The organism is Microbacterium sp. CH1 (genome assembly GCF_001595495.1).
In the GTDB taxonomy this organism is placed as follows: domain Bacteria; phylum Actinomycetota; class Actinomycetes; order Actinomycetales; family Microbacteriaceae; genus Microbacterium.
On sequence record NZ_LOSO01000015.1, the window covers coordinates 191,404 to 208,450 of the forward strand.

Here is a 17,047-nt window from a genome sequence, read left to right on the forward strand (position 1 = left end):
CATCGCGGAGGTCGCCCGCCGCAATGAGACGGCACTGCGCAGCGAGGAGGAGGTCGCCGCCGGCCTCGATGCGATCTGGGACGCGATGGCGGGCTGCGTGGACGCCGGCCTCCACGCCGAGGGCGTCCTTCCGGGCATGCTGCAGGTGAAGCGCCGCGCCGGCACGATCCGCGCGCAGCTTGAGGCGGTCGAAGCCGACGGGCACCGGGAGCTCCCCGGCGAGTGGCTCGGGGCTTTCGCGCTCGCGGTGAACGAGGAGAACGCGGCGGGTGGCCGCGTCGTGACGGCACCCACCAACGGCGCGGCGGGCATCCTCCCGGCGGTGGCGATGTACTGGTGGCGCTTCCTCGCCGACTCGGGTCTCGGAGCCGGGAACGCGGTGACGCCGTACGGGGAGCTCGTCGGCAGCGCGCTGCTCGGGTTCGACGGAGCTCCGCCGTCGCCTCCCGCGCTCGACGGCGAGGACGCGGAGATCGCGGAGGCCAACCGCCGCCGGGGCATCCGCAGGTTCCTGCTGACGGCCACCGCCCTCGGGTCGTTGTTCAAGGCCAACGCCTCGATCTCCGGCGCCGAAGGCGGGTGTCAGGCCGAGGTCGGCTCCGCGTGCGCGATGGCCGCCGGCGGGCTCACCGCCGTGATGGGCGGCACGAACCGGCAGATCGAGAACGCCGCGGAGATCGCGATGGAGCACCACCTCGGCCTCACGTGCGACCCGATCGGCGGACTCGTGCAGATCCCGTGCATCGAGCGCAACGCCATCGCCGCCTCGACCGCCGTCACCGCCGCCCGCCTCGCGCTCCGCGGCGACGGGAGCCACTACGTCTCGCTGGATGCGGTCGTCGAGACGATGCGCCAGACGGGTCTCGACATGTCGACGAAGTACAAGGAGACCAGCGAGGGTGGTCTGGCGGTGAACGTCATCGAGTGCTGACCTCGCCGAGCCACCCCCTTTCGCGCGCCCCGGCCCGCTGCGTGCGCACGGAGAGGGGTGGCAGGCACACAGGGGGGCGGGTCGACGGAGGAGGGAGAGGCACATGCGGCAGCAGCCGGTCGTCGCGGTGCGGCCGAACGAGGACGCGCCGATCCCGGACGGGACGTGGCCGACGAACATCCCCGCGGTGGCCCAGGTGCTGCGCGAGGGACTGGATCTCGGGCCGGGAGTGACCTTCCTCGTCGGTGAGAACGGCAGCGGGAAGTCCACCCTCGTCGAGGGCATCGCGATCGCGTACGGTCTCTCCCCGGAAGGCGGGTCCCGCCAGGCGCAGCACCGGACGCGGCCGAGCGAGTCGCCGCTGTCGGACTGGCTGCGCCTCCAGCGCGGCGTCGGTGCGCACCACTGGGGGTTCTTCCTCCGGGCGGAGACGATGCACTCGTTCTACACGTATCTCGAGGAGAACCCCTCCCTGCGCGGCGATGTGCCCTTCCATGAGATGAGCCACGGGGAGTCGTTCCTCGCCCTGCTCGACAGCCGCTTCGATGATCCGGGGTTCTACTGCCTGGACGAGCCGGAGGCCGCGCTGTCGTTCCACTCGACTCTCACGCTGATCGCCGTGCTGCAGCGCATCGCCGACGAGGGCGGCCAGGTGCTGTGCGCCACGCACTCGCCGGTCCTCGCGGCGCTTCCGGGTGCGGCCATCCTGGAGGTCGGGGAGTGGGGACTCCGCCCGGCCGCCTGGGAGGACCTCGAGATCGTGAACCACTGGCGCTCGTTCCTCGGGCAGCCGCAGCGGTATCTCCGGCATCTGCTCGGTGAGTGAGGATCCGCGGAGCCGTAGGCTGACGGGCATGACCGAGCAGAAGACGCCGAGACGACGCGGGCGCCCGCGCGGCGGCACCGACTCCCGCGAGCGCATCGTGTCCGCCGCCGTCGACGAGTTCGGTGCGCAGGGGTACGACGGCGCCACGGTGCGATCGATCGCCGCCCGCGCCGGGGTCGACTCCGCGCTCGTCCACCACTACTTCGGCACCAAGGCCGACCTGTTCGCCGAGGCCGCCGGAATACCGCTGCGCCCCGACCTCGACGTCCCCGAGATCCTCGCGGGGCCGAAGGACGAAGCGGGGCCCCGGCTCGTCCGCTATGTGCTCGACGCGTTCGAGAAGCCCGACGTGCGCCGCGGCGGCGTGCTCCTCCTGCGCACGGCGATCGGGAGCAGGCTGACGACGCCCCTGCTCGCCGGCTTCCTCTCCCGCGAACTGCTCTCCCGTGTGGCGCGCCGCCTCGACGTGGAGGACGCCGACCTCCGTGCCGCCCTCGTCGCGTCGCAGATCGCCGGCATGCTCATCGGCCGCTACGTCCTGCAGCTTCCCGCGCTCGCCGGCGCCTCCGTCGACGAGCTCGTGGGCCGCGTCGGCCCCACCGTCCAGCGCTACCTCTTCGACTGACCCGCGCCGCGGCGGACACAGCTTCGGAGATCTCGCCCGCCGCGCCGGACCGCACGGGCCGGCGGCGGCGTGTCGATCCGGCGCTCCGAAGCTGTGCCCACCGAAGCGTTGACGCCCGACGAGGCGAGGCGCATAATTCATCGCATGATGAATAATGCGGCCGTCGAGATCACGCAGCTTCGCGTGCGGCGTGGGGCCGTGTCCGTGTTCGACGGCATCGATCTCGCCGTGCCGCGTGGCCAGATCACGGGTTTGCTGGGCCCCTCGGGGTGCGGCAAGACCACGCTCATGCGGTCGATCGTCGGTGTGCAGCGGATCGCCTCCGGCGACGTCACCGTTCTCGGCGAGCCGGGCGGGTCCCGCCGGCTCCGACTCCGTGTCGCGTACGGCACGCAGGGTGCCTCGGTCTACGGCGATCTCAGCGTGCGGCAGAATCTCGCCTACTTCGCGTCACTCCTGAAGGCGCCGAAGGGGGACGTCGACCGGGTCATCCAGGAGGTCGGTCTCGACGCGCAGGCGACGCAGCTCGTCGATGCGCTGAGCGGCGGCCAGGCGACGCGGGTGTCGCTCGCCGTTGCCCTGATCGGCTCCCCGGAGCTCATCGTGCTGGACGAGCCGACCGTCGGACTCGACCCCGTGCTGCGCGCGGAGCTCTGGACCCTGTTCCGCCGGCTGGCCGACCGGGGCGTCACGCTCATCGTGTCGAGTCACGTGATGGACGAGGCGGTGCGCTGCGACCGGCTGCTGCTGATGCGGGAGGGGAGGATCATCGCCGACACGACGCCGTCCGCACTGCTCGCCGACACCGGCACGACCGACGCCGAGGCCGCGTTCCTGGCGCTGATCGAACGCGACAGGGCCGCCACCGTGACCACCAGGCGCGCACGCCGAGAAGCGCAGGAACGCCAGGAGGAGGACGGGACATGAACAGCCGCCGGCTGTTCGCGACCGCCGGCCGAGTGCTCACGCAGCTCCGACACGACCCGCGGTCCATCGCCCTGATGCTCATCGCCCCGAGCCTGCTCGTCGGTCTCTTCGCCTGGCTGTTCAGCGAGCAGGACGGTGTGTTCGATCAGTTCGGCGGTGCCATCCTGGCGTTGTTCCCGTTCATCGTGATGTTCCTCATCACGTCGATCACCACCCTGCGGGAGCGCCGTTCCGGCACGCTCGAACGTCTGATGACCACGCCGCTCGAGAAGGCCGACTTCATCCTCGGGTACGCGCTCGCGTTCGGGGTGTTGGCTCTGCTGCAGGCGGTGATCACGGTCTCGTTCGCAGTCGGGGTGTGCGGGCTCGACGTGGACGGGCCGCTGTGGCAGCTGGGTCTCGTCGCGGTGGTCGATGCCCTGCTCGGCACGGCGCTGGGGCTCCTGGCGAGTGCGTTCGCCCAGACCGAGTTCCAGGCGGTGCAGTTCATGCCGTTGCTGGTGTTCCCGCAGATCATCCTCGGCGGTCTGTTCATGCCGCGGGACCAGATGCCCGACGTGCTGTACGCCATCTCCGACTGGCTGCCGCTGAGCTACGCGATCGACACCATCAACGCGGTCGCGGCGGGGGACGAGGGTGGGGACGTGTTCGGTCCGCTGCTCATCGTCGTGGCCTTCGCCGTCGGCGCTCTGGTGCTCGCAGCGCTCACACTGCGGCGGCGCACGCGCTGAGCCGAAGTCCTGGCCTGGATCAGCGCGGGGCGCGGTTCTTGGTGTGCTTCGTCGGCACGGCGGCCCACGGGTCCTCGGGCCACGGGTGCCGGGGGTAGCGGCCGCGCATCTCGGCGCGCACCTGGGCATAGGGGCCCGACCAGAACGAGGCGAGGTCGTCGGTGACCGCGAGCGGCCGCCCCGCCGGGGACAGCAGGTGGAAGAGCACGGGGACGCGGCCGTCCACGAGCCGGGGAGTCTCCGCCCAGCCGAAGCACTCCTGCAGCTTCACCGCCACGACGGGCCGTGCGGTCGCGTCGCCGTCGGGCTCCGGGTAGGTGATGCGTACGCGGGAGCCGCTGGGCACCTCGAGCCGCTCCGGGACGAGCGCATCGAGGTGCACGGCCTCGGGCCAGGGCAGCAGACGGCGAAGGGCGGATGACAGATCCAGCCGACTCGCGGGCGTGCCGGAGGCGAGAGCGTCGAGCTCCGGTGCCAGCCACACGTCGAGCGATGCGAGCAGACCCGCGTCCGACACATCGGGCCAGGGGTCTCCGAGCTCACGTCGCAGTAGCGCGAGTCGGCGGCGCAGGGCCTCCGCCCCGTCGGACCACGTGAACATGCCGAGGCCATCGCGTCGGAGTGCTCGGCCCACGGCATCCCGGCCTTCCGAGGCCGACGGGCGCACCGGCACCGATGAGCGCACGATCGCACCGATCCGGCGTTCGCGGCGGGCCTGCACCCGACCTCCGACGAACTCGGCCTCGACGCGGTCGCTCATCAGGGGGCCTGCCGCGCGCTCCACCTGCTCCTCAGTGAGGGCCGCTGCGGAGCGGATGACCGCACCCGAGCCGGCTGCCGCCCGGGACGCGGCTCGGGCGACGTCGGCCACGGCGAGCCATTCCGACGCGGCCAGAGCGCCGCTGACACCGGCCCGCGTGCCGGACGCCAGCAGGAACGTCGCTCCCGATCCCGAGTGCTCGACGCGGTGGGCGACGCGCTCGGGGAAGGCCAGCGCAATCACGAGACCGACGCCGTCGAGACCCGCGCGCGTGTCGGACGTCGTGTCGACGAGGCGTTCCAGACGACGCGTGTCCTCTCGCCAGCGCCGGGCCTCGGCAGTGCCCCCTCCGCGCAACGCGACGAGAGCGTGGGCGACATCGGCGTCCGGGATGCGCTGGTCCCCGCCGAGAAGCGCCACGACCTCGGCGGCGAGCCGGCTCCCCACCGTGGGACTGCCGTCCCGCAGCGCTCTGGCCAACCGTGGATCGGTGGGGATTCGTGCCAGCGCACGGCCCTCTGCCGTGGCGCGCCCGTCGTCGTCGATCGCTCCGAGACCGCGGAGCACCGTGACGGCATCGGCCAGGCTGTCGGCTCGTAGCGGTTCGATCATGCGCAGGCCGGCGCCGCCCGGGGCGCCCCAGCAGGCGAGCAGGAGGGCGGCGTCGGTGAGGTCTGCCGTGGCGACCTCCGGCGACGGCCGCGCAGGAGCGGCAGCATAGGCGCGCTCGTCCACACACCGGATCACCGTGCCGGGGCCCTGTCGGGTGGCGCGTCCGGCTCGCTGCACGCACGAGGAGCGGGAGGCGGCGGTGGTGACCAGACCGGTCATGCCGCGGGCGGCGTCGCGCTGCGGCTGCCGGGCCAGACAGCTGTCCACGACCAGCCGCACACCCGGCACCGTGAGAGACGACTCGGCGAGGGAGGTGGCGACGATGATGCGGGGCCGGGCTTCCGACGCACGACCGCGGATCACGGCGTCCTGCTCGGCTGGGGAGATCTGGCCGTGCAGCTCCCGGACGTCGAAGGCGCTGTTCCGGTCGCGGACTCGTCGCGCGATCTCCGCCACTTCGCGCGCGCCAGGGGCGAACACGAGCACATCCGCTTCGGGGTCATTCCGGACGAGCTCGGCGGCGGCGGTGGCGGTGACACTCGCGACGTGATCGAGGAAGCCCCGAGTGACTCCGCGTTCGTCGAGGCGGGGCGCGGAACCCGGTGCCCAGCGCTCGGTGAGGGGGAAAGCCGGGACGTCGTGGTCGACGATCGGCGCGGGAGACTCCTCGGTGCCGATGACCGCGGCGATCCGGTCGGCGTCGAGGGTCGCGGACATCGCGATGACGACGAGGTCGTCCCGCAGTTCGCGCACCTCGGAGAGCAGGCCGCCGAGGAGGTCGGTCTCGAGGGCACGCTCGTGCACCTCGTCGATGATGACCGCACTCACGCCGTCGAGTCCGGGGTCGTCGAGCATCCGTCGCAGGAGCACGCCAGCGGTGACGAACTCGACCCTCGTGTCCGGCCCGACAGTGCGCTCGCCGCGGACGGTGAAGCCCACCCGGGAGCCGAGGGGTGTGCCGTCGAGCTGTGCGAGTCGGCGAGCGGCCGCGCGCGCGGCGATCCGGCGCGGCTGGGTGACGATCACGCGGCCGGTGCCGCGTGAGGCGAGGAGCGGCGGGACGAGCGTGGTCTTGCCCGTGCCCGGCGGCGCGGTCACGACCACGGATCCGCTCGTGTCGAGGGCGGTGGAGAGTTCGTCGAGGGCGCCCGCGAAAGACAGACCGGCGCCGATGGCGGTGAGGTCGAAGGCGGCGCGGGTCACCCGTCCAGTCTGCCCGGTCATGAGACAGCGGATGCCGCGACCCGATCGGCCGCGGCATCCGCTGTCGTACGCTGCTTACTCCGCAGCGGGAGCGGGCGGCGCGGGCGGCGGTGGAGTGGTCGGTGCGGGCGTACGCGGCGCCGGGGCGGGCGCGGACGCTTCGGCGACTCCCGCCCCGAAGCCGCGGCCGACGGCCTGTCCCTGGATGATGCCGGCGAGGTCGAGGCCGGTCGCGGAGTGCACGCTGTCGAAGACCGAACGCAGGGCTTTCGCGCTGTCGGCACCGACGACGTTGGACGCGCCGTCCTCGCCGGACCCGCCGACGATCGAGACGCTGCCGATCGCGGCGTAGCCCTTCGCGAACTCGGACATGATCGAGGGCAGCACCTCCAGCACGCGCTGCGAGAGGAACGCGTCCTGGTTGGAGGCGATGGCCTTGGCCTCAGCCTCGACGGCGGCGGCACGGGCCTCACCCTCGGCGCGGATCGCCTCGGCTTCGGCGTTGGCGCGCAGGCGACGGGCTTCGGCTTCCGCCTCCGCCTGGGCGCGCAGCGCGTCGGCGTCACCGGTGGCCTTCGCGATCGCGGCCGCCGCCTCACCGTCGGCGCGCGCCTTGTCGGCCTGCGCCTGCTGCTCGGCGATGCGGGTGCGCGCCTCGGCCTGCTTGACCTGCTCGATCGCCGCCGCCTCGGCCGCGCGCTCACGCGTGTACAGCTCGGCCTGCGCGCGGGTCTCCGCCTCGTACCGCTGCGCGTCCGCGACGCGCTTGACGTCGGCGTCGAGCTGCGCCTGCTTGTTCTCGGCCTGCTGCTGCAGCACGGCCTGCTCCGCCTGGGCGCGGGCGAGCTGCTCGGCCTGCTCCGCCTCGGCGCGTGCGCGGCCGATGCCGGCGTTGGCGTTGGCGGTGTTCGTGTCGAGTGCGGTCTGCTCGACGAGGTTCGCCTCCTGGTTCGCAATGTTCTTCTGGTTGATAGCGCGGTCGGCGTTGGTCTGCGAGATCTCCGCGGCCTGGCGCTTCGCCTGGATCTCCGGGGCACCGAGGGACTGGATGTAGCCGACCTTGTCGGTGATGCCCTTGATCTGGAAGGAGTCGAGGATGAGGCCCTGCTCGGCGAGCTCCTGGGAGACGTCGGCGGCGATCTGGTCGGAGAACTTCTTGCGCTCCCGCATGAGCTCCACGACCGAGAGCGTCGCGACGATGCCGCGCAGGGCGCCCTCGAGCTGCTCGGTGGTGAACTGCTCGATGGCCTTGTCCTGGGAGGCGAAGCGCTCGGCGGCCCGGCGCACCAGCAGCGGGTCGGAGCCGATCTTCACGATCGCGACGCCGTCGACGTTGAGCGTCACGTTGTCGAGCGACTGCGCCTCGGCGTTGAGCGACACCTGCCGCGACCGGAGGGAGATGATCTCGTGGCGCTGGGTGATCGGGTTGACGAGCGACTTGCCGTTCACGATGACCGTGACGGGCGATTCCGACATCTCGGAACTGCTGGTGCCGTCGGCGCCGATCACGGCACGCTGCACCTTCTGCTTGCGTCCGGAGATGACGAGCGCTTCGTCGGCGCGAGCCACCTTGATCCAGCTGCGTGCGAACAGCAGCAGGATCAGCAGAACGACGATCGCGGCGACGACCGCGATCCCGATGACGATGAGGATGCCGACGATTCCGGCGATCTCCATGGATGACCTCCCTGGTTCCCCCCGAGGGGGCGGTCCGATATGCCCACGGTCGATGTGGGCGTGCGCAACCCACCCTGCCAGAAAAGCGCCGCCCGCCCCCGTCGCGGGCGCCATGATCCCGTCGTCGGTGGAGAGGTAACCGACCACGACGAGTGTGGAGGAGCGCGCGGGTCAGCGGGTGCGGAGCTTCTCCGCGAGGTCGCGGAGCAGGCGCAGCTCCTCGTCATCGAGCCGCGACATCCGGTCGGCGATGGACCGGCCGTGCACGGTCGCGAGCGCACGGAACGCCCGGGCGCCTTCGTCCGTCGCGCGGATCAGGGCGCCGCGGCCGTCGTCCGGGTCGGCGCATTTCGCGACCAGTCGCCGCGTCACCATCCGGTCGACGAGGCGGGAGACGCTCGGCTGGCTGATGAGCATGTTGGCGGTGATGTCGCGCAGGCGGGCGGTCATCTCCGGCGAGCGCGTGACGGTGAGCAGCACGTCGTACTCGGCCTGCGTGATGTCGCCGGTGTCGAAGTCGGCCGCCATCTCGGTGAACAGTTCGTGCTGCGCGCGGAAGAGGCTTTCCCAGGCCTCCAGCGCGAGCTTCCGATCGGTCATCCTCACAGAGTACCGGGCGCAGTAAAGGGCCGGTCGGAGAGGCTCCCGACCGGCCCTTGTCCCTTGCACCAAGAGTGTCCTGCAATCACATGCGGTGGATGCCACAGCAAACATTCACCGTGCGATCACTGTATAACGGCAAGGTAACGAATGCAACGGTTTGGTCACGGATGTTCCCGCTGGCCCCCGCCGCTGTCCGATCTCACGAAAAGTGTCGGAGTCTCACGAAGGCTGTCGGAGAGTCTCACGAAAGTGTCGGAGTCTCACTAGACGTGTCGGAAGAGCGGCGTGTCGACCAGCCTCGTTGGGTGCCGGACATAGTCTGCCCGTGAGCAGATCCCCAGTCGGGGCATCTTTGTCAGGGCTCAGGACATAGGCCAGTACCGCTCCCCAGGAGAGAGGCTGACTGCCGAATAGGAAGTATCCGTCGATGTCGATTGGATCCCTATGGACCTGACTCAGCAGTGGCCTGTTCCTCCCACCACTAAAGCCAACCGGACGCGAGCTCGCGTTGAGTACCGTCTCGATGGCGTGCAACTAGAGCTCGACGCCGTCGACTGCGACAGCGTGCCCTTCGAACGAGGCGATCCCGTTCGGAACTTTCCCAGTTGGCGGCTCAAGCGTCATTACGACGGCTACCACTGGATGGGTGCGCTTGGCGCGTCTGTCGGATTCGAGTCGCTGACGGAGCGGGGCTGCCTCATCGAATTGGACCGCACCCCGGGCGTGGTTGCGATCGCCAGCCAGCCCATGTGGATCCGATGGACCACACCCGACGGCCCGCGCGAGCACTGCCCGGACTACTTCGTGCGTCTGGACGACGGGCACGCCGTGCTGATGGACGTCAAGCCGGCGACTCAGATCAAGGACGACGTCAGAAGACAGTTCGACATGACAGCGGTGTTCGCCGCTGAGCGCGGCTGGCGGTATGTCGTCTATGACGCGGAATCGGTAGTCCGCGAGGCCAACCTCCGATTCCTGGGCCCGTTTCGAGACTGGGCGAGCAGCGAAGAACTGCCAATGCTCCCAGAAGATGGGCTGCCCCTGGCTGAGGTAGCTGCGCTGCTCGGCGTCGGATCCGAGGGCTTCGCACACTGCTACGCGCACCTCTGGTCAGGGGCGCTCGAGGCAGATCTCGATCAAGCCCTCAACATCAGAACGATCGTGTGGCAAAGGAGCGTGTAGTGCGGGTTGTAGTTGGCGGGTCGCTCACGTGGCGTCAACGCAAGTTCTCGGTCTTGTTCATCGAGAAGGATTTGGCGATGCTCCGAGATGAGGACGGAAGTGAGGTCGAAGTCGCTCTCGACGAGCTTCGACATGATGCAACACCGGTGCCTAGCGACACTTCAGGTCTGCTGAACCTTCCTCTGCAGGTGCAGGACATCACGCCGGACATGGATGCGTGGCTGCAATCCTGCATACGTATCGAGGCGACCCGAGAAGAGATCGGGGTCGGGAAGGCTGTTGAAGCAGAGCGCGAGTGGCTGGAGGTGCGCCTAAGTAGAACTGTCTCCACGCGCGCCGTGGAGCGTCGGCTTAAAGCGTTCCGAGAGCAGGGGACGACCACTGCAGGCAAAGGCTCCCCACGCAAGAGCACATGGGATCCACGCCTCGTCGAGGCCATCAACCACGTACTCGGAGGAAAGAGCCGCGCCTCGACTGTGAGTCGAACTACAGCGATCGAACAAATCATGAGGCGCGTCGAACGTCTCCACGGCGATGCGGTGAAGCTGCCGAGCCGAGCGACGTTCTTCCGACTTCTCGAAGCAGACGAGCACGGGCAATTCACCTTCGGTTCGGCCAAGACTCGCGAGTCGCTTGCGCTTCAACCCGACGGCACATTCGGCACTCGCACCGCACTGCGTCCCGGCGAACTGGTCGAGATGGACTCCACGCGGATTGATGTCATGTTGCGGATCGATGACGAAACCGTCGGCCGGCCCGAACTGACGATTCTCCTTGACGTCGCAACGCGCTCGATTCTTGCCGCGATGCTCCGCCCCGAAGGGACGAAGAGCGTCGACCTGGTGGCTGTCCTTGCACGGGCCCTGGTGCCCTATGGCCGGCGTATGGAAGGGGTTCGCGAGACCCGACAGCTGATTTCGACGGCATGGGCTGACGATCAACTGATCGATCAGGAGCGATTTGAGCGATTGCGTATCGCGCAGCCGTATGTGTTTCCGGACACGATCACCACCGACCGCGGACGAAACTATTTGTCGCGGCATTTCCGCGCTGCGTGTGAAACCTTGAATATCTCGCTGATCACCTCGGCGCCGCACACACCAACGGACAAACCGCACGTAGAGCGAGCGTTCGGGGCAATCAACTCAATGCTGCTGCAGCATGTGAAGGGATATGTCGGCCGCAGCGTCGAACATCGCGGGCGCGACACAGACACGGAATCCGACGAACTACTGACGATCGCACAGGCCCAGGAGCTCCTAGAGGACTGGATCGCGGTCGAGTGGCAGAATCGTCCGCATGACGGACTGCGGGACCCGTTGCATCCGCGCATCAAGTTGTCGCCGAACGAGATGTGTCGCGCGTTCCGCGCTTACGTGCCCGAACTCCACGTACCGCTGACGCGAGACGACTACATCGCGCTGCTACCTGTGGACTACCGAGTTCTGAACCGCTACGGCGTGCGCATCGATAACCGCGTCTACAACTCCGAGCGGCTCAAAGGCCTGTGGAGGCGCAAGTCTCCTGACAAAGCGCGGAACGGCCGATGGCCGATCCGCGTAGACCCCTACAATCTGCACGTCGTCTGGCTCGAGCGGGACGGCGAGTTCATCCCTCTGAGATGGTCCAATCAGGTCCATGAACTCCCGATGCTGGGTGATGTCTGGCGGTACGCTCGCACGTCGCGCTCCGGTGGTGTCGCGGATCTCGATGCTGAACGTCGCGAGCTTGCGATGGCGATCAAGGCGTTCGCCGGTCAAGGGAATCCGGCCCCTCGAAGCAACGGTCAGAAGCGAAGCGGGCGAGAGCGCGCTCGATTGGCAGCGATCGCTGAAGATCCGATGAACTTCACCAGTGTGAAGGGCATCGAGGACGAGAAACGACCTGCTGACGATGACAATTCGTCCATCGAGACCACCTCTACTGAGGAATGGCCTAACACCGGTGGCTTCCCTCTCATCGGAGACAGGCTCGACGAGGTGCGGCGGAGGATCGACGAATGATCGAGATCGCGACCAAGGAAGGCTGGCGCGAGCACGTCGACACCGCGTATGAGCGCCCGGCGCCGGTCACATCCGAGGAGCTTCGGGCCATGAGCTTCGGGGACCGCGCGTTATACAACCAGGGACGAGCTCAATACTCGCAGGCAGGCGCCTTCGTGCGGACACCGCAGTTCGAAGCCTTCCAGCGAGCCGTGCGGGATCGCGTCATGCTCAACGCCTACCGACGAGTCGGGAAGCTAGGCCTGATCCTCTCGGGGGAGCCAGGCCAGGGCAAGACTACTTCGCTAGTCGAGATCGGTAGAGCACACGAACGCAGGCGGCGAGACACCGGCCACCCGGCTGCGGGGCCGGGCATGCTCCCAGTCGTGTATGTCGCGGTACCCGCCCAGTGCTCAGCCAAAGCTCTGATGCATGAGTTCGCCCGATTCCTTGGTCTCCCGGTTCTCAGCAGGATGACCTACGGGGACCTGCTGGAAGCGGTCTCGAACGCCCTGCGCAGATGCTCCACCGAACTTGTCTTGGTCGATGACGTGCATCACCTCGATCTGAAGTACCGGCAGAACGTCGAGGCATCAGACATGCTCAAGCAGCTTTCCGAGCGATGTGGAGGCACGTTCGTCTACGCCGGAATCGCAGTTGAGGGGACCGGACTTCTCGACGGCTCACGTGGTGGGCAGATCGGGAAGCGATTCGAAGTGCACGTGGCCTTACCATTTCCTTTGATCTCGACCGCGGAGAAGGCTCGCTGGGGTGATCTGCTTCTCGCCATGGAGAGCTCACTGTGTCTAGCAGAGCAACGGCCAGGATCGATTCTGTCCGCGGCGCCGACACTGCACGCGCTGACGGGCGGGGAGATCGGACTGCTCAAGGACCTCTTGCAGTTCGCTGCCCTGAGCGCGATGGACGACGGAACCGAGAAGCTCGATTCGGCCGCATTTGAACGCGATCTTGCCCGCCGTCAGACGGCCGCAACGCTCCACACAAGCAAGCCGCGACGATCGCGAACGCCTGTAAGTGCGGCATGACCTCGCGTCCCGGGCTTCCGACTTCCGTTCGCCTGTATCCGGGAGAAACGGCGGCGAGCTACTGGGCGCGGCTTTGCGCCGCAAATGCAATCGGCGAAAAGGACCTCTGGTTGGCGTTGCGACGCGAGGATCGAACCCTCCCAATTCGGGTGACACCGAGAAGCGCCCTCCGGAAGATCGAGGCGTTGGGTGGGCTTCCGGATGGTGCATTGCTCCGCGAAGCCGGCGGTCGCGCCTGTGGACATGGTGGCGCCACGCGTCAAGTCGAATGCCCGAGTTGTCGCATGATTCCGGCAGCTGTGGCTCTCTGCAGACGGTGCGCCCGAGGCGATCAGGTCACAGTCGCGCGTATGCACGGTCCGGTCTGCGTGCGACACCGGAGGTGGCACGGAAGCGGCCGAGATATTCCCCTGCCGGGGAGGCACAAGCACCTGCTCGCGCAACGCCTGCTGAATGGAACTCTCACTCTTCGAGGTGTGCCGTATCGGTCACCCGAAGTTGATGCGGCCGCGGAGTTGCTGCGACTGCGAAATCTCGAAGGTGGGTGCGCAGCTGAACTTCTGGATGACGAGATTCTTCAATTTCCGCGGCGAATCGCGCTCACTGCGCGGCTCACTGACGCTCGTCTCGCGAACGTTCTGATGTCGCAGGGTCTCGGTGGGTACGCACTGGCAATGCTGTTCGATCGCGTAGTCGCCGCGCACTCTCTAGGGCATCGCGCCGTGGACGGCATCTTCGACAGCCTGAGAATTCAGGGACGGGAACTCTGGATCGGCAGGTCCGCGGTCGCGACGCAAGGCGGCTGCGTGCTTACGCCCGCTGCCAGGCGCATGCTTCCGAGGGTCAAGGCGATCAGGGCGCATGTGCTGAACCATCGTGTGGAACTGAGGTCGAGGTAGGCATGCGAACTCTTCCCTGTCGTGTGATTCCGCTGCCCGGGGAGACGCCTGCCGGTTTCCTGGCTAGGTTGGCCGTCGCCAACTCGCTCGATCTCAGCGCGCTCACCCACTATTTGGAGCGGACGGTTGGTGCCAACAGGTCGAGCTCGACCAACGCTCGATTCACATCTGCGACTGAGGCAATCGGTGCGCTGCCTCCCGGGTACTTCGCCAAGGAGCGCGCACGCTTCCGTCTGTATCGGCGCTGCCACCACGTTCGGTGGATGCTTCGACGCTGCGCCACGTGCGAAGTTGTTGATCGCGCTCGCTCCGCGTGCTTGGTATGCAGCGACGGAAACCCGACTGAGGTGTTCAGTAGGGGAGGTGGGTTTTGCATTCGCCACCGTCGATGGCACTTCCTCGGTGAAGATGAACTCCTGTCCACCCCGTCGGCGTGCCATCGCGCCGAACAGTCGATTTCAGGAGTTCTTTGGAGACGTGGAGTGACGATGCACACGGGCGAATACGACCTTGCCCTGCGCTTGATCATCGACAGCTGGCAAGAGCGACCTGACGCGCGCTGGCTCCGAGCCTCGTGCTCGTATGCGCCGGCAGTTGACCTGCTCGTGACGCTAACGCACCCTGACGTCACGCTCAGCTTGTTTGCACTCGCCGAGAGCGACTCCCAGCAGGTCGAAGGGCTTATCGGGCTCGTCGTAGGCATTGGAGGTGGAAGCCGGACGGCGGAACTGGAATCGACCGCAGCCACGGTCGTAGCGGTTCACCGCGCCGCGATGTACACCGCGATCCGAATGCCGAAGTCGAGCGGGGCGACGGTATCGAAAACGCCATTTGAGAAGGGGGTCGCGGAAGCGTCCTACCGTGAGAAAGCGGTTCTCCTGCGCCACATCACGCGCTCCGGCAGAAGAGCGGACATCCTGGAGCGTTCTGTGCGTGCGGCACCTGCATCTCGGGTCGTATCCCGGCGCATCGTTCCCGGCTGGGCCGACGATGCACCGTGGGTCACGCAGGGGCCTGAACAGCGCTCAGCGACTTCGAAGATCGGGAGCGTTCCCCGGGACCAGATCGGTCAAGGTGATGCCGAGCACCTGGGTGAGAGCCAGGAGAGTTCGCAACGTCGGGTTAGCCGGGTGGCCGGGGCGTGATTCGCCCTTCTCGTACTTCTGATACGTGTACCGGGTCAGCCCGGCGCGGTAGGCCACGTCTTCCTGGCTCAGATTGGCTTTGTGGCGAGCAGTGCGAAGGGAAGTGGCGAAGCGCTGCGCGAACGCATCCCAATCTGCTTCCAAGTCGTCGTTCCGCTGGCGCACCTTCCAAGCGTCTAGATCCGGGCTCTCATGCTTGGCCTAATCGGTATGGCATAATTTGGGAGGCCATACGAAACAATCATCATCTTCGTCGGATTGCTCCGCTACTCCCTGCACGTGTGCTGCCCATCCCGGTGACTGGCGGTCGCGCCGCGGGATCGGCCCGTGCATGCGACCGCGAAATGTGATGGTGTGCGTCATGTGTGAGGCGTTCCCGATCTGGTGGCAGGACATCACGAGTCCGCCGCCTACAGAATGGGTGTACATGTTCGAAGAGTTCACCGGCGATGACACCGCGGAGGAATGGGCGCTGGCTGCCGCCATCTTCATCGCGCAGACTCGACGCCGCACGGGCCTCGGTCCGACGTTCGCCGAACTCTTCACCCACCTGCTGCCCGACACCGGTGGATTGCCGGGTCCTTTCCCAGAACTCGAGTTCATGGAGCGCCGACGGGCGGTCACGGGATTTCGAGGTCACGCCGCTATCGAGTGGCGTCGTCGAGGAATGATTAGCTTCGACAGGGCCGTGATGCGCAGTCTGCGCGTAGGGCGCGCGTTCCGTGAGCATTCTCGACGGCGGCAACAGTCCCGAGCGTCCCTAGTTGCCCGTAACGGTTCGAAGCATTCCACACTGGTCCTGCTTGCGGAACCGCTGGAGGTGGCTGACGAAACGAACGAAGGTACGTAGGCTCCCATCGAGCCGATGTACCCGTGAGCCACCACTAGCCCGTTCGAGTCGTCTAGAGCGGAGAACGTCGATCAGGAGGGGACGATATGACTGAGAACGCTCCGCCGGGGCTTCGGCGGATCATTGCTCGCATCGAACCTGGCTGGCCTGAGCTCATCGATGTGAGCTCCGGCTGGTACCCGCTTCTCGACCGGCTTGACAGAAAGCTCGCGGCGATCGCTCCGGGCTACGTCGTTCAGCAGATCAAATCAAAGTTTGGCTCTCTCAGCTTTTACGCTCGTGCATCCGACGACGTCTACGACTACAACGAAGTGTTCAGCGACGCCATCCTTGCTGCTGAGTGGGAGAGCACGAGGACCTGCGAAGAATGCGGGGCACCGGCGAGGACCTACACGATCCGAATGTGGGTGTGGGCACTCTGCGCGTCTCACGCTCGTGCCAAGGCCGGGGAAGCATCCGAATGAGGGCCGCCCTGCCTGGCGGACGTTCAGACTACGAGCTGCTCGTCTAGGAACTGATCAATTTGCCCAACATCGGCAAGGGTGAGGCCCACGAACTTGTCGGGGCGGACGACCAGCGATGGGACCTCCGTCATCGCGGTTAGCCGTTGCTCAGCGTCCTCGGGAGCTCGATCGTCTGCCCACACGACCGCATCTGGGCCCGTCTGCCGGATGTGCGAGATGAGGCTCATCGTCCGCCATCCACTCTTTGGCCAGTTTTGCCAGGGCACGTAAGGGCCATTGAGCTTGCCGCGTAACGGCTCGCGGATCAACCAGCCGACCTGATCGCGCGGCCAAGTCGTCAACCACGCGAACTGCACGTCGGCTCGCAGTGCGAGATCGTCAAGCGCGTCCACGAGGTCATCGTCGACCGTCATCCAGGAGCGCCAGCCTTGTGCGTTCTGGTGCAGCGTGCGCTCTTCCTCGCGGTGGATCCTGGAGATCGTGCCATCGACGTCGAGCACAAGCAGTGCGGAGCGCTGATGCGAGCGTCTATCCATGATCAGGCATCTCCCCGTAAGTGCTCGGGGGTTTGGACGTGCAGCCGC

The 17,047-nt window shown here is 67.3% G+C and carries 17 protein-coding genes; 12 read left to right on the top strand and 5 right to left on the bottom strand.

What is annotated here, in order from left to right; translation table 11 throughout:
- From AUV07_RS17995 to AUV07_RS09250, 5 genes are all read left to right on the top strand, one after another.
- A partial coding sequence (locus AUV07_RS17995; protein ID WP_231868232.1) for an L-serine ammonia-lyase, iron-sulfur-dependent, subunit alpha occupies positions 1–931 on the top strand: 931 nt, incomplete at its 5' end.
- 103 nt (positions 932–1,034) lie between these two features.
- Positions 1,035–1,757 carry an AAA family ATPase gene (locus AUV07_RS09235; RefSeq protein WP_062635581.1) on the top strand — a complete coding sequence of 241 codons (723 nt, stop codon included), beginning with the start codon at positions 1,035–1,037 and terminating at the stop codon, positions 1,755–1,757.
- Between the two features lie 28 nt (positions 1,758–1,785).
- On the top strand, positions 1,786–2,382 hold the full coding sequence (locus AUV07_RS09240; RefSeq protein ID WP_062635582.1) for a TetR/AcrR family transcriptional regulator: 597 nt from the start codon (positions 1,786–1,788) through the stop codon (positions 2,380–2,382).
- 144 nt (positions 2,383–2,526) lie between these two features.
- Positions 2,527–3,309 carry an ABC transporter ATP-binding protein gene (locus AUV07_RS09245; RefSeq protein ID WP_062635584.1) on the top strand — a complete coding sequence of 261 codons (783 nt, stop codon included), beginning with the start codon at positions 2,527–2,529 and terminating at the stop codon, positions 3,307–3,309.
- Positions 3,306–4,040: an ABC transporter permease gene (locus AUV07_RS09250; RefSeq protein WP_062635586.1), complete on the top strand. Its 735-nt coding sequence runs from the start codon at positions 3,306–3,308 to the stop codon at positions 4,038–4,040. Before AUV07_RS09245 ends, AUV07_RS09250 begins: the two co-directional genes overlap by 4 nt.
- A gap of 19 nt (positions 4,041–4,059) precedes the next feature.
- On the opposite strand, the gene hrpB is transcribed toward AUV07_RS09250, so the two are convergent.
- The 3 genes from hrpB to AUV07_RS09265 form a co-directional block, all read right to left on the bottom strand.
- On the bottom strand, positions 4,060–6,636 hold the full coding sequence (gene hrpB / locus AUV07_RS09255) for an ATP-dependent helicase HrpB (RefSeq protein ID WP_062635588.1): 2,577 nt from the start codon (positions 6,634–6,636) through the stop codon (positions 4,060–4,062).
- 54 nt (positions 6,637–6,690) lie between these two features.
- Positions 6,691–8,292 carry an SPFH domain-containing protein gene (locus AUV07_RS09260; protein ID WP_062635589.1) on the bottom strand — a complete coding sequence of 534 codons (1,602 nt, stop codon included), beginning with the start codon at positions 8,290–8,292 and terminating at the stop codon, positions 6,691–6,693.
- A 171-nt stretch (positions 8,293–8,463) separates the two neighbouring features.
- On the bottom strand, positions 8,464–8,892 hold the full coding sequence (locus AUV07_RS09265) for a MarR family winged helix-turn-helix transcriptional regulator (RefSeq protein WP_062635591.1): 429 nt from the start codon (positions 8,890–8,892) through the stop codon (positions 8,464–8,466).
- A gap of 447 nt (positions 8,893–9,339) precedes the next feature.
- On the opposite strand from AUV07_RS09265, the gene AUV07_RS09270 reads away from it, so the two are divergent.
- The 5 genes from AUV07_RS09270 to AUV07_RS18170 all read left to right on the top strand — a co-directional run bounded on the left by AUV07_RS09270 (position 9,340) and on the right by AUV07_RS18170 (position 15,149).
- Positions 9,340–10,077, top strand: a complete 738-nt coding sequence (locus AUV07_RS09270; RefSeq protein WP_082066568.1) for a TnsA-like heteromeric transposase endonuclease subunit — start codon at positions 9,340–9,342, stop codon at positions 10,075–10,077.
- Between the two features lie 53 nt (positions 10,078–10,130).
- Complete coding sequence (locus tag AUV07_RS09275; RefSeq protein WP_157523994.1) at positions 10,131–12,080, top strand: Mu transposase C-terminal domain-containing protein; 1,950 nt, start codon at positions 10,131–10,133, stop codon at positions 12,078–12,080.
- The gene (locus AUV07_RS09280) at positions 12,077–13,105 is read left to right on the top strand and encodes an ATP-binding protein (protein ID WP_045264203.1); all 1,029 of its coding nucleotides are present in this window, start codon (positions 12,077–12,079) and stop codon (positions 13,103–13,105) included. The genes AUV07_RS09275 and AUV07_RS09280 overlap by 4 nt, the downstream gene beginning before the upstream one ends.
- Complete coding sequence (locus tag AUV07_RS18220; protein WP_153243565.1) at positions 13,102–14,004, top strand: TniQ family protein; 903 nt, start codon at positions 13,102–13,104, stop codon at positions 14,002–14,004. Before AUV07_RS09280 ends, AUV07_RS18220 begins: the two co-directional genes overlap by 4 nt.
- 482 nt (positions 14,005–14,486) lie before the next feature.
- Entirely contained in the window at positions 14,487–15,149 is a 663-nt protein-coding gene (locus tag AUV07_RS18170; protein ID WP_045264201.1) for a hypothetical protein, read from the top strand.
- On the opposite strand, the gene AUV07_RS18175 is transcribed toward AUV07_RS18170, so the two are convergent.
- The gene (locus AUV07_RS18175) at positions 15,030–15,314 is read right to left on the bottom strand and encodes a helix-turn-helix domain-containing protein (protein ID WP_197073245.1); all 285 of its coding nucleotides are present in this window, start codon (positions 15,312–15,314) and stop codon (positions 15,030–15,032) included. The two genes, AUV07_RS18170 and AUV07_RS18175, sit on opposite strands and share 120 nt — an antisense overlap.
- Positions 15,315–15,576: 262 nt before the next feature.
- Here AUV07_RS18175 and AUV07_RS09295 point away from each other — a divergent pair, with 262 nt between their 5' ends.
- On the top strand, positions 15,577–15,999 hold the full coding sequence (locus tag AUV07_RS09295; protein WP_156149170.1) for a hypothetical protein: 423 nt from the start codon (positions 15,577–15,579) through the stop codon (positions 15,997–15,999).
- 86 nt (positions 16,000–16,085) lie between these two features.
- On the top strand, positions 16,086–16,463 hold the full coding sequence (locus tag AUV07_RS09300) for a hypothetical protein (RefSeq protein ID WP_045264199.1): 378 nt from the start codon (positions 16,086–16,088) through the stop codon (positions 16,461–16,463).
- 23 nt (positions 16,464–16,486) lie between these two features.
- Here the strand turns inward: AUV07_RS09300 and AUV07_RS09305 are convergent, their stop codons facing one another.
- Positions 16,487–16,999 (bottom strand): HAD domain-containing protein, encoded by a 513-nt coding sequence (locus AUV07_RS09305; RefSeq protein WP_156149169.1) that lies wholly within the window; start codon positions 16,997–16,999, stop codon positions 16,487–16,489.
- Between the last annotated feature and the right edge of the window lie 48 nt (positions 17,000–17,047).

What these genes read in the sequence shown, in the direction of transcription:
- AUV07_RS09270 (WP_082066568.1), top strand. Translation starts at nt 9,340, where the DNA reads ATGGACCTGACTCAGCAGTGGCCTGTTCCTCCCACCACTAAAGCCAAC.
- AUV07_RS18220 (WP_153243565.1), top strand. Translation starts at nt 13,102, where the DNA reads ATGACCTCGCGTCCCGGGCTTCCGACTTCCGTTCGCCTGTATCCGGGA.
- hrpB (WP_062635588.1), bottom strand. Translation starts at nt 6,636, where the DNA reads ATGACCGGGCAGACTGGACGGGTGACCCGCGCCGCCTTCGACCTCACC.
- AUV07_RS09300 (WP_045264199.1), top strand. Translation starts at nt 16,086, where the DNA reads ATGACTGAGAACGCTCCGCCGGGGCTTCGGCGGATCATTGCTCGCATC.
- AUV07_RS09260 (WP_062635589.1), bottom strand. Translation starts at nt 8,292, where the DNA reads ATGGAGATCGCCGGAATCGTCGGCATCCTCATCGTCATCGGGATCGCG.
- AUV07_RS09250 (WP_062635586.1), top strand. Translation starts at nt 3,306, where the DNA reads ATGAACAGCCGCCGGCTGTTCGCGACCGCCGGCCGAGTGCTCACGCAG.
- AUV07_RS09280 (WP_045264203.1), top strand. Translation starts at nt 12,077, where the DNA reads ATGATCGAGATCGCGACCAAGGAAGGCTGGCGCGAGCACGTCGACACC.
- AUV07_RS09235 (WP_062635581.1), top strand. Translation starts at nt 1,035, where the DNA reads ATGCGGCAGCAGCCGGTCGTCGCGGTGCGGCCGAACGAGGACGCGCCG.
- AUV07_RS09305 (WP_156149169.1), bottom strand. Translation starts at nt 16,999, where the DNA reads ATGGATAGACGCTCGCATCAGCGCTCCGCACTGCTTGTGCTCGACGTC.
- AUV07_RS09265 (WP_062635591.1), bottom strand. Translation starts at nt 8,892, where the DNA reads ATGACCGATCGGAAGCTCGCGCTGGAGGCCTGGGAAAGCCTCTTCCGC.
- AUV07_RS09295 (WP_156149170.1), top strand. Translation starts at nt 15,577, where the DNA reads ATGTTCGAAGAGTTCACCGGCGATGACACCGCGGAGGAATGGGCGCTG.
- AUV07_RS09240 (WP_062635582.1), top strand. Translation starts at nt 1,786, where the DNA reads ATGACCGAGCAGAAGACGCCGAGACGACGCGGGCGCCCGCGCGGCGGC.
- AUV07_RS09245 (WP_062635584.1), top strand. Translation starts at nt 2,527, where the DNA reads ATGATGAATAATGCGGCCGTCGAGATCACGCAGCTTCGCGTGCGGCGT.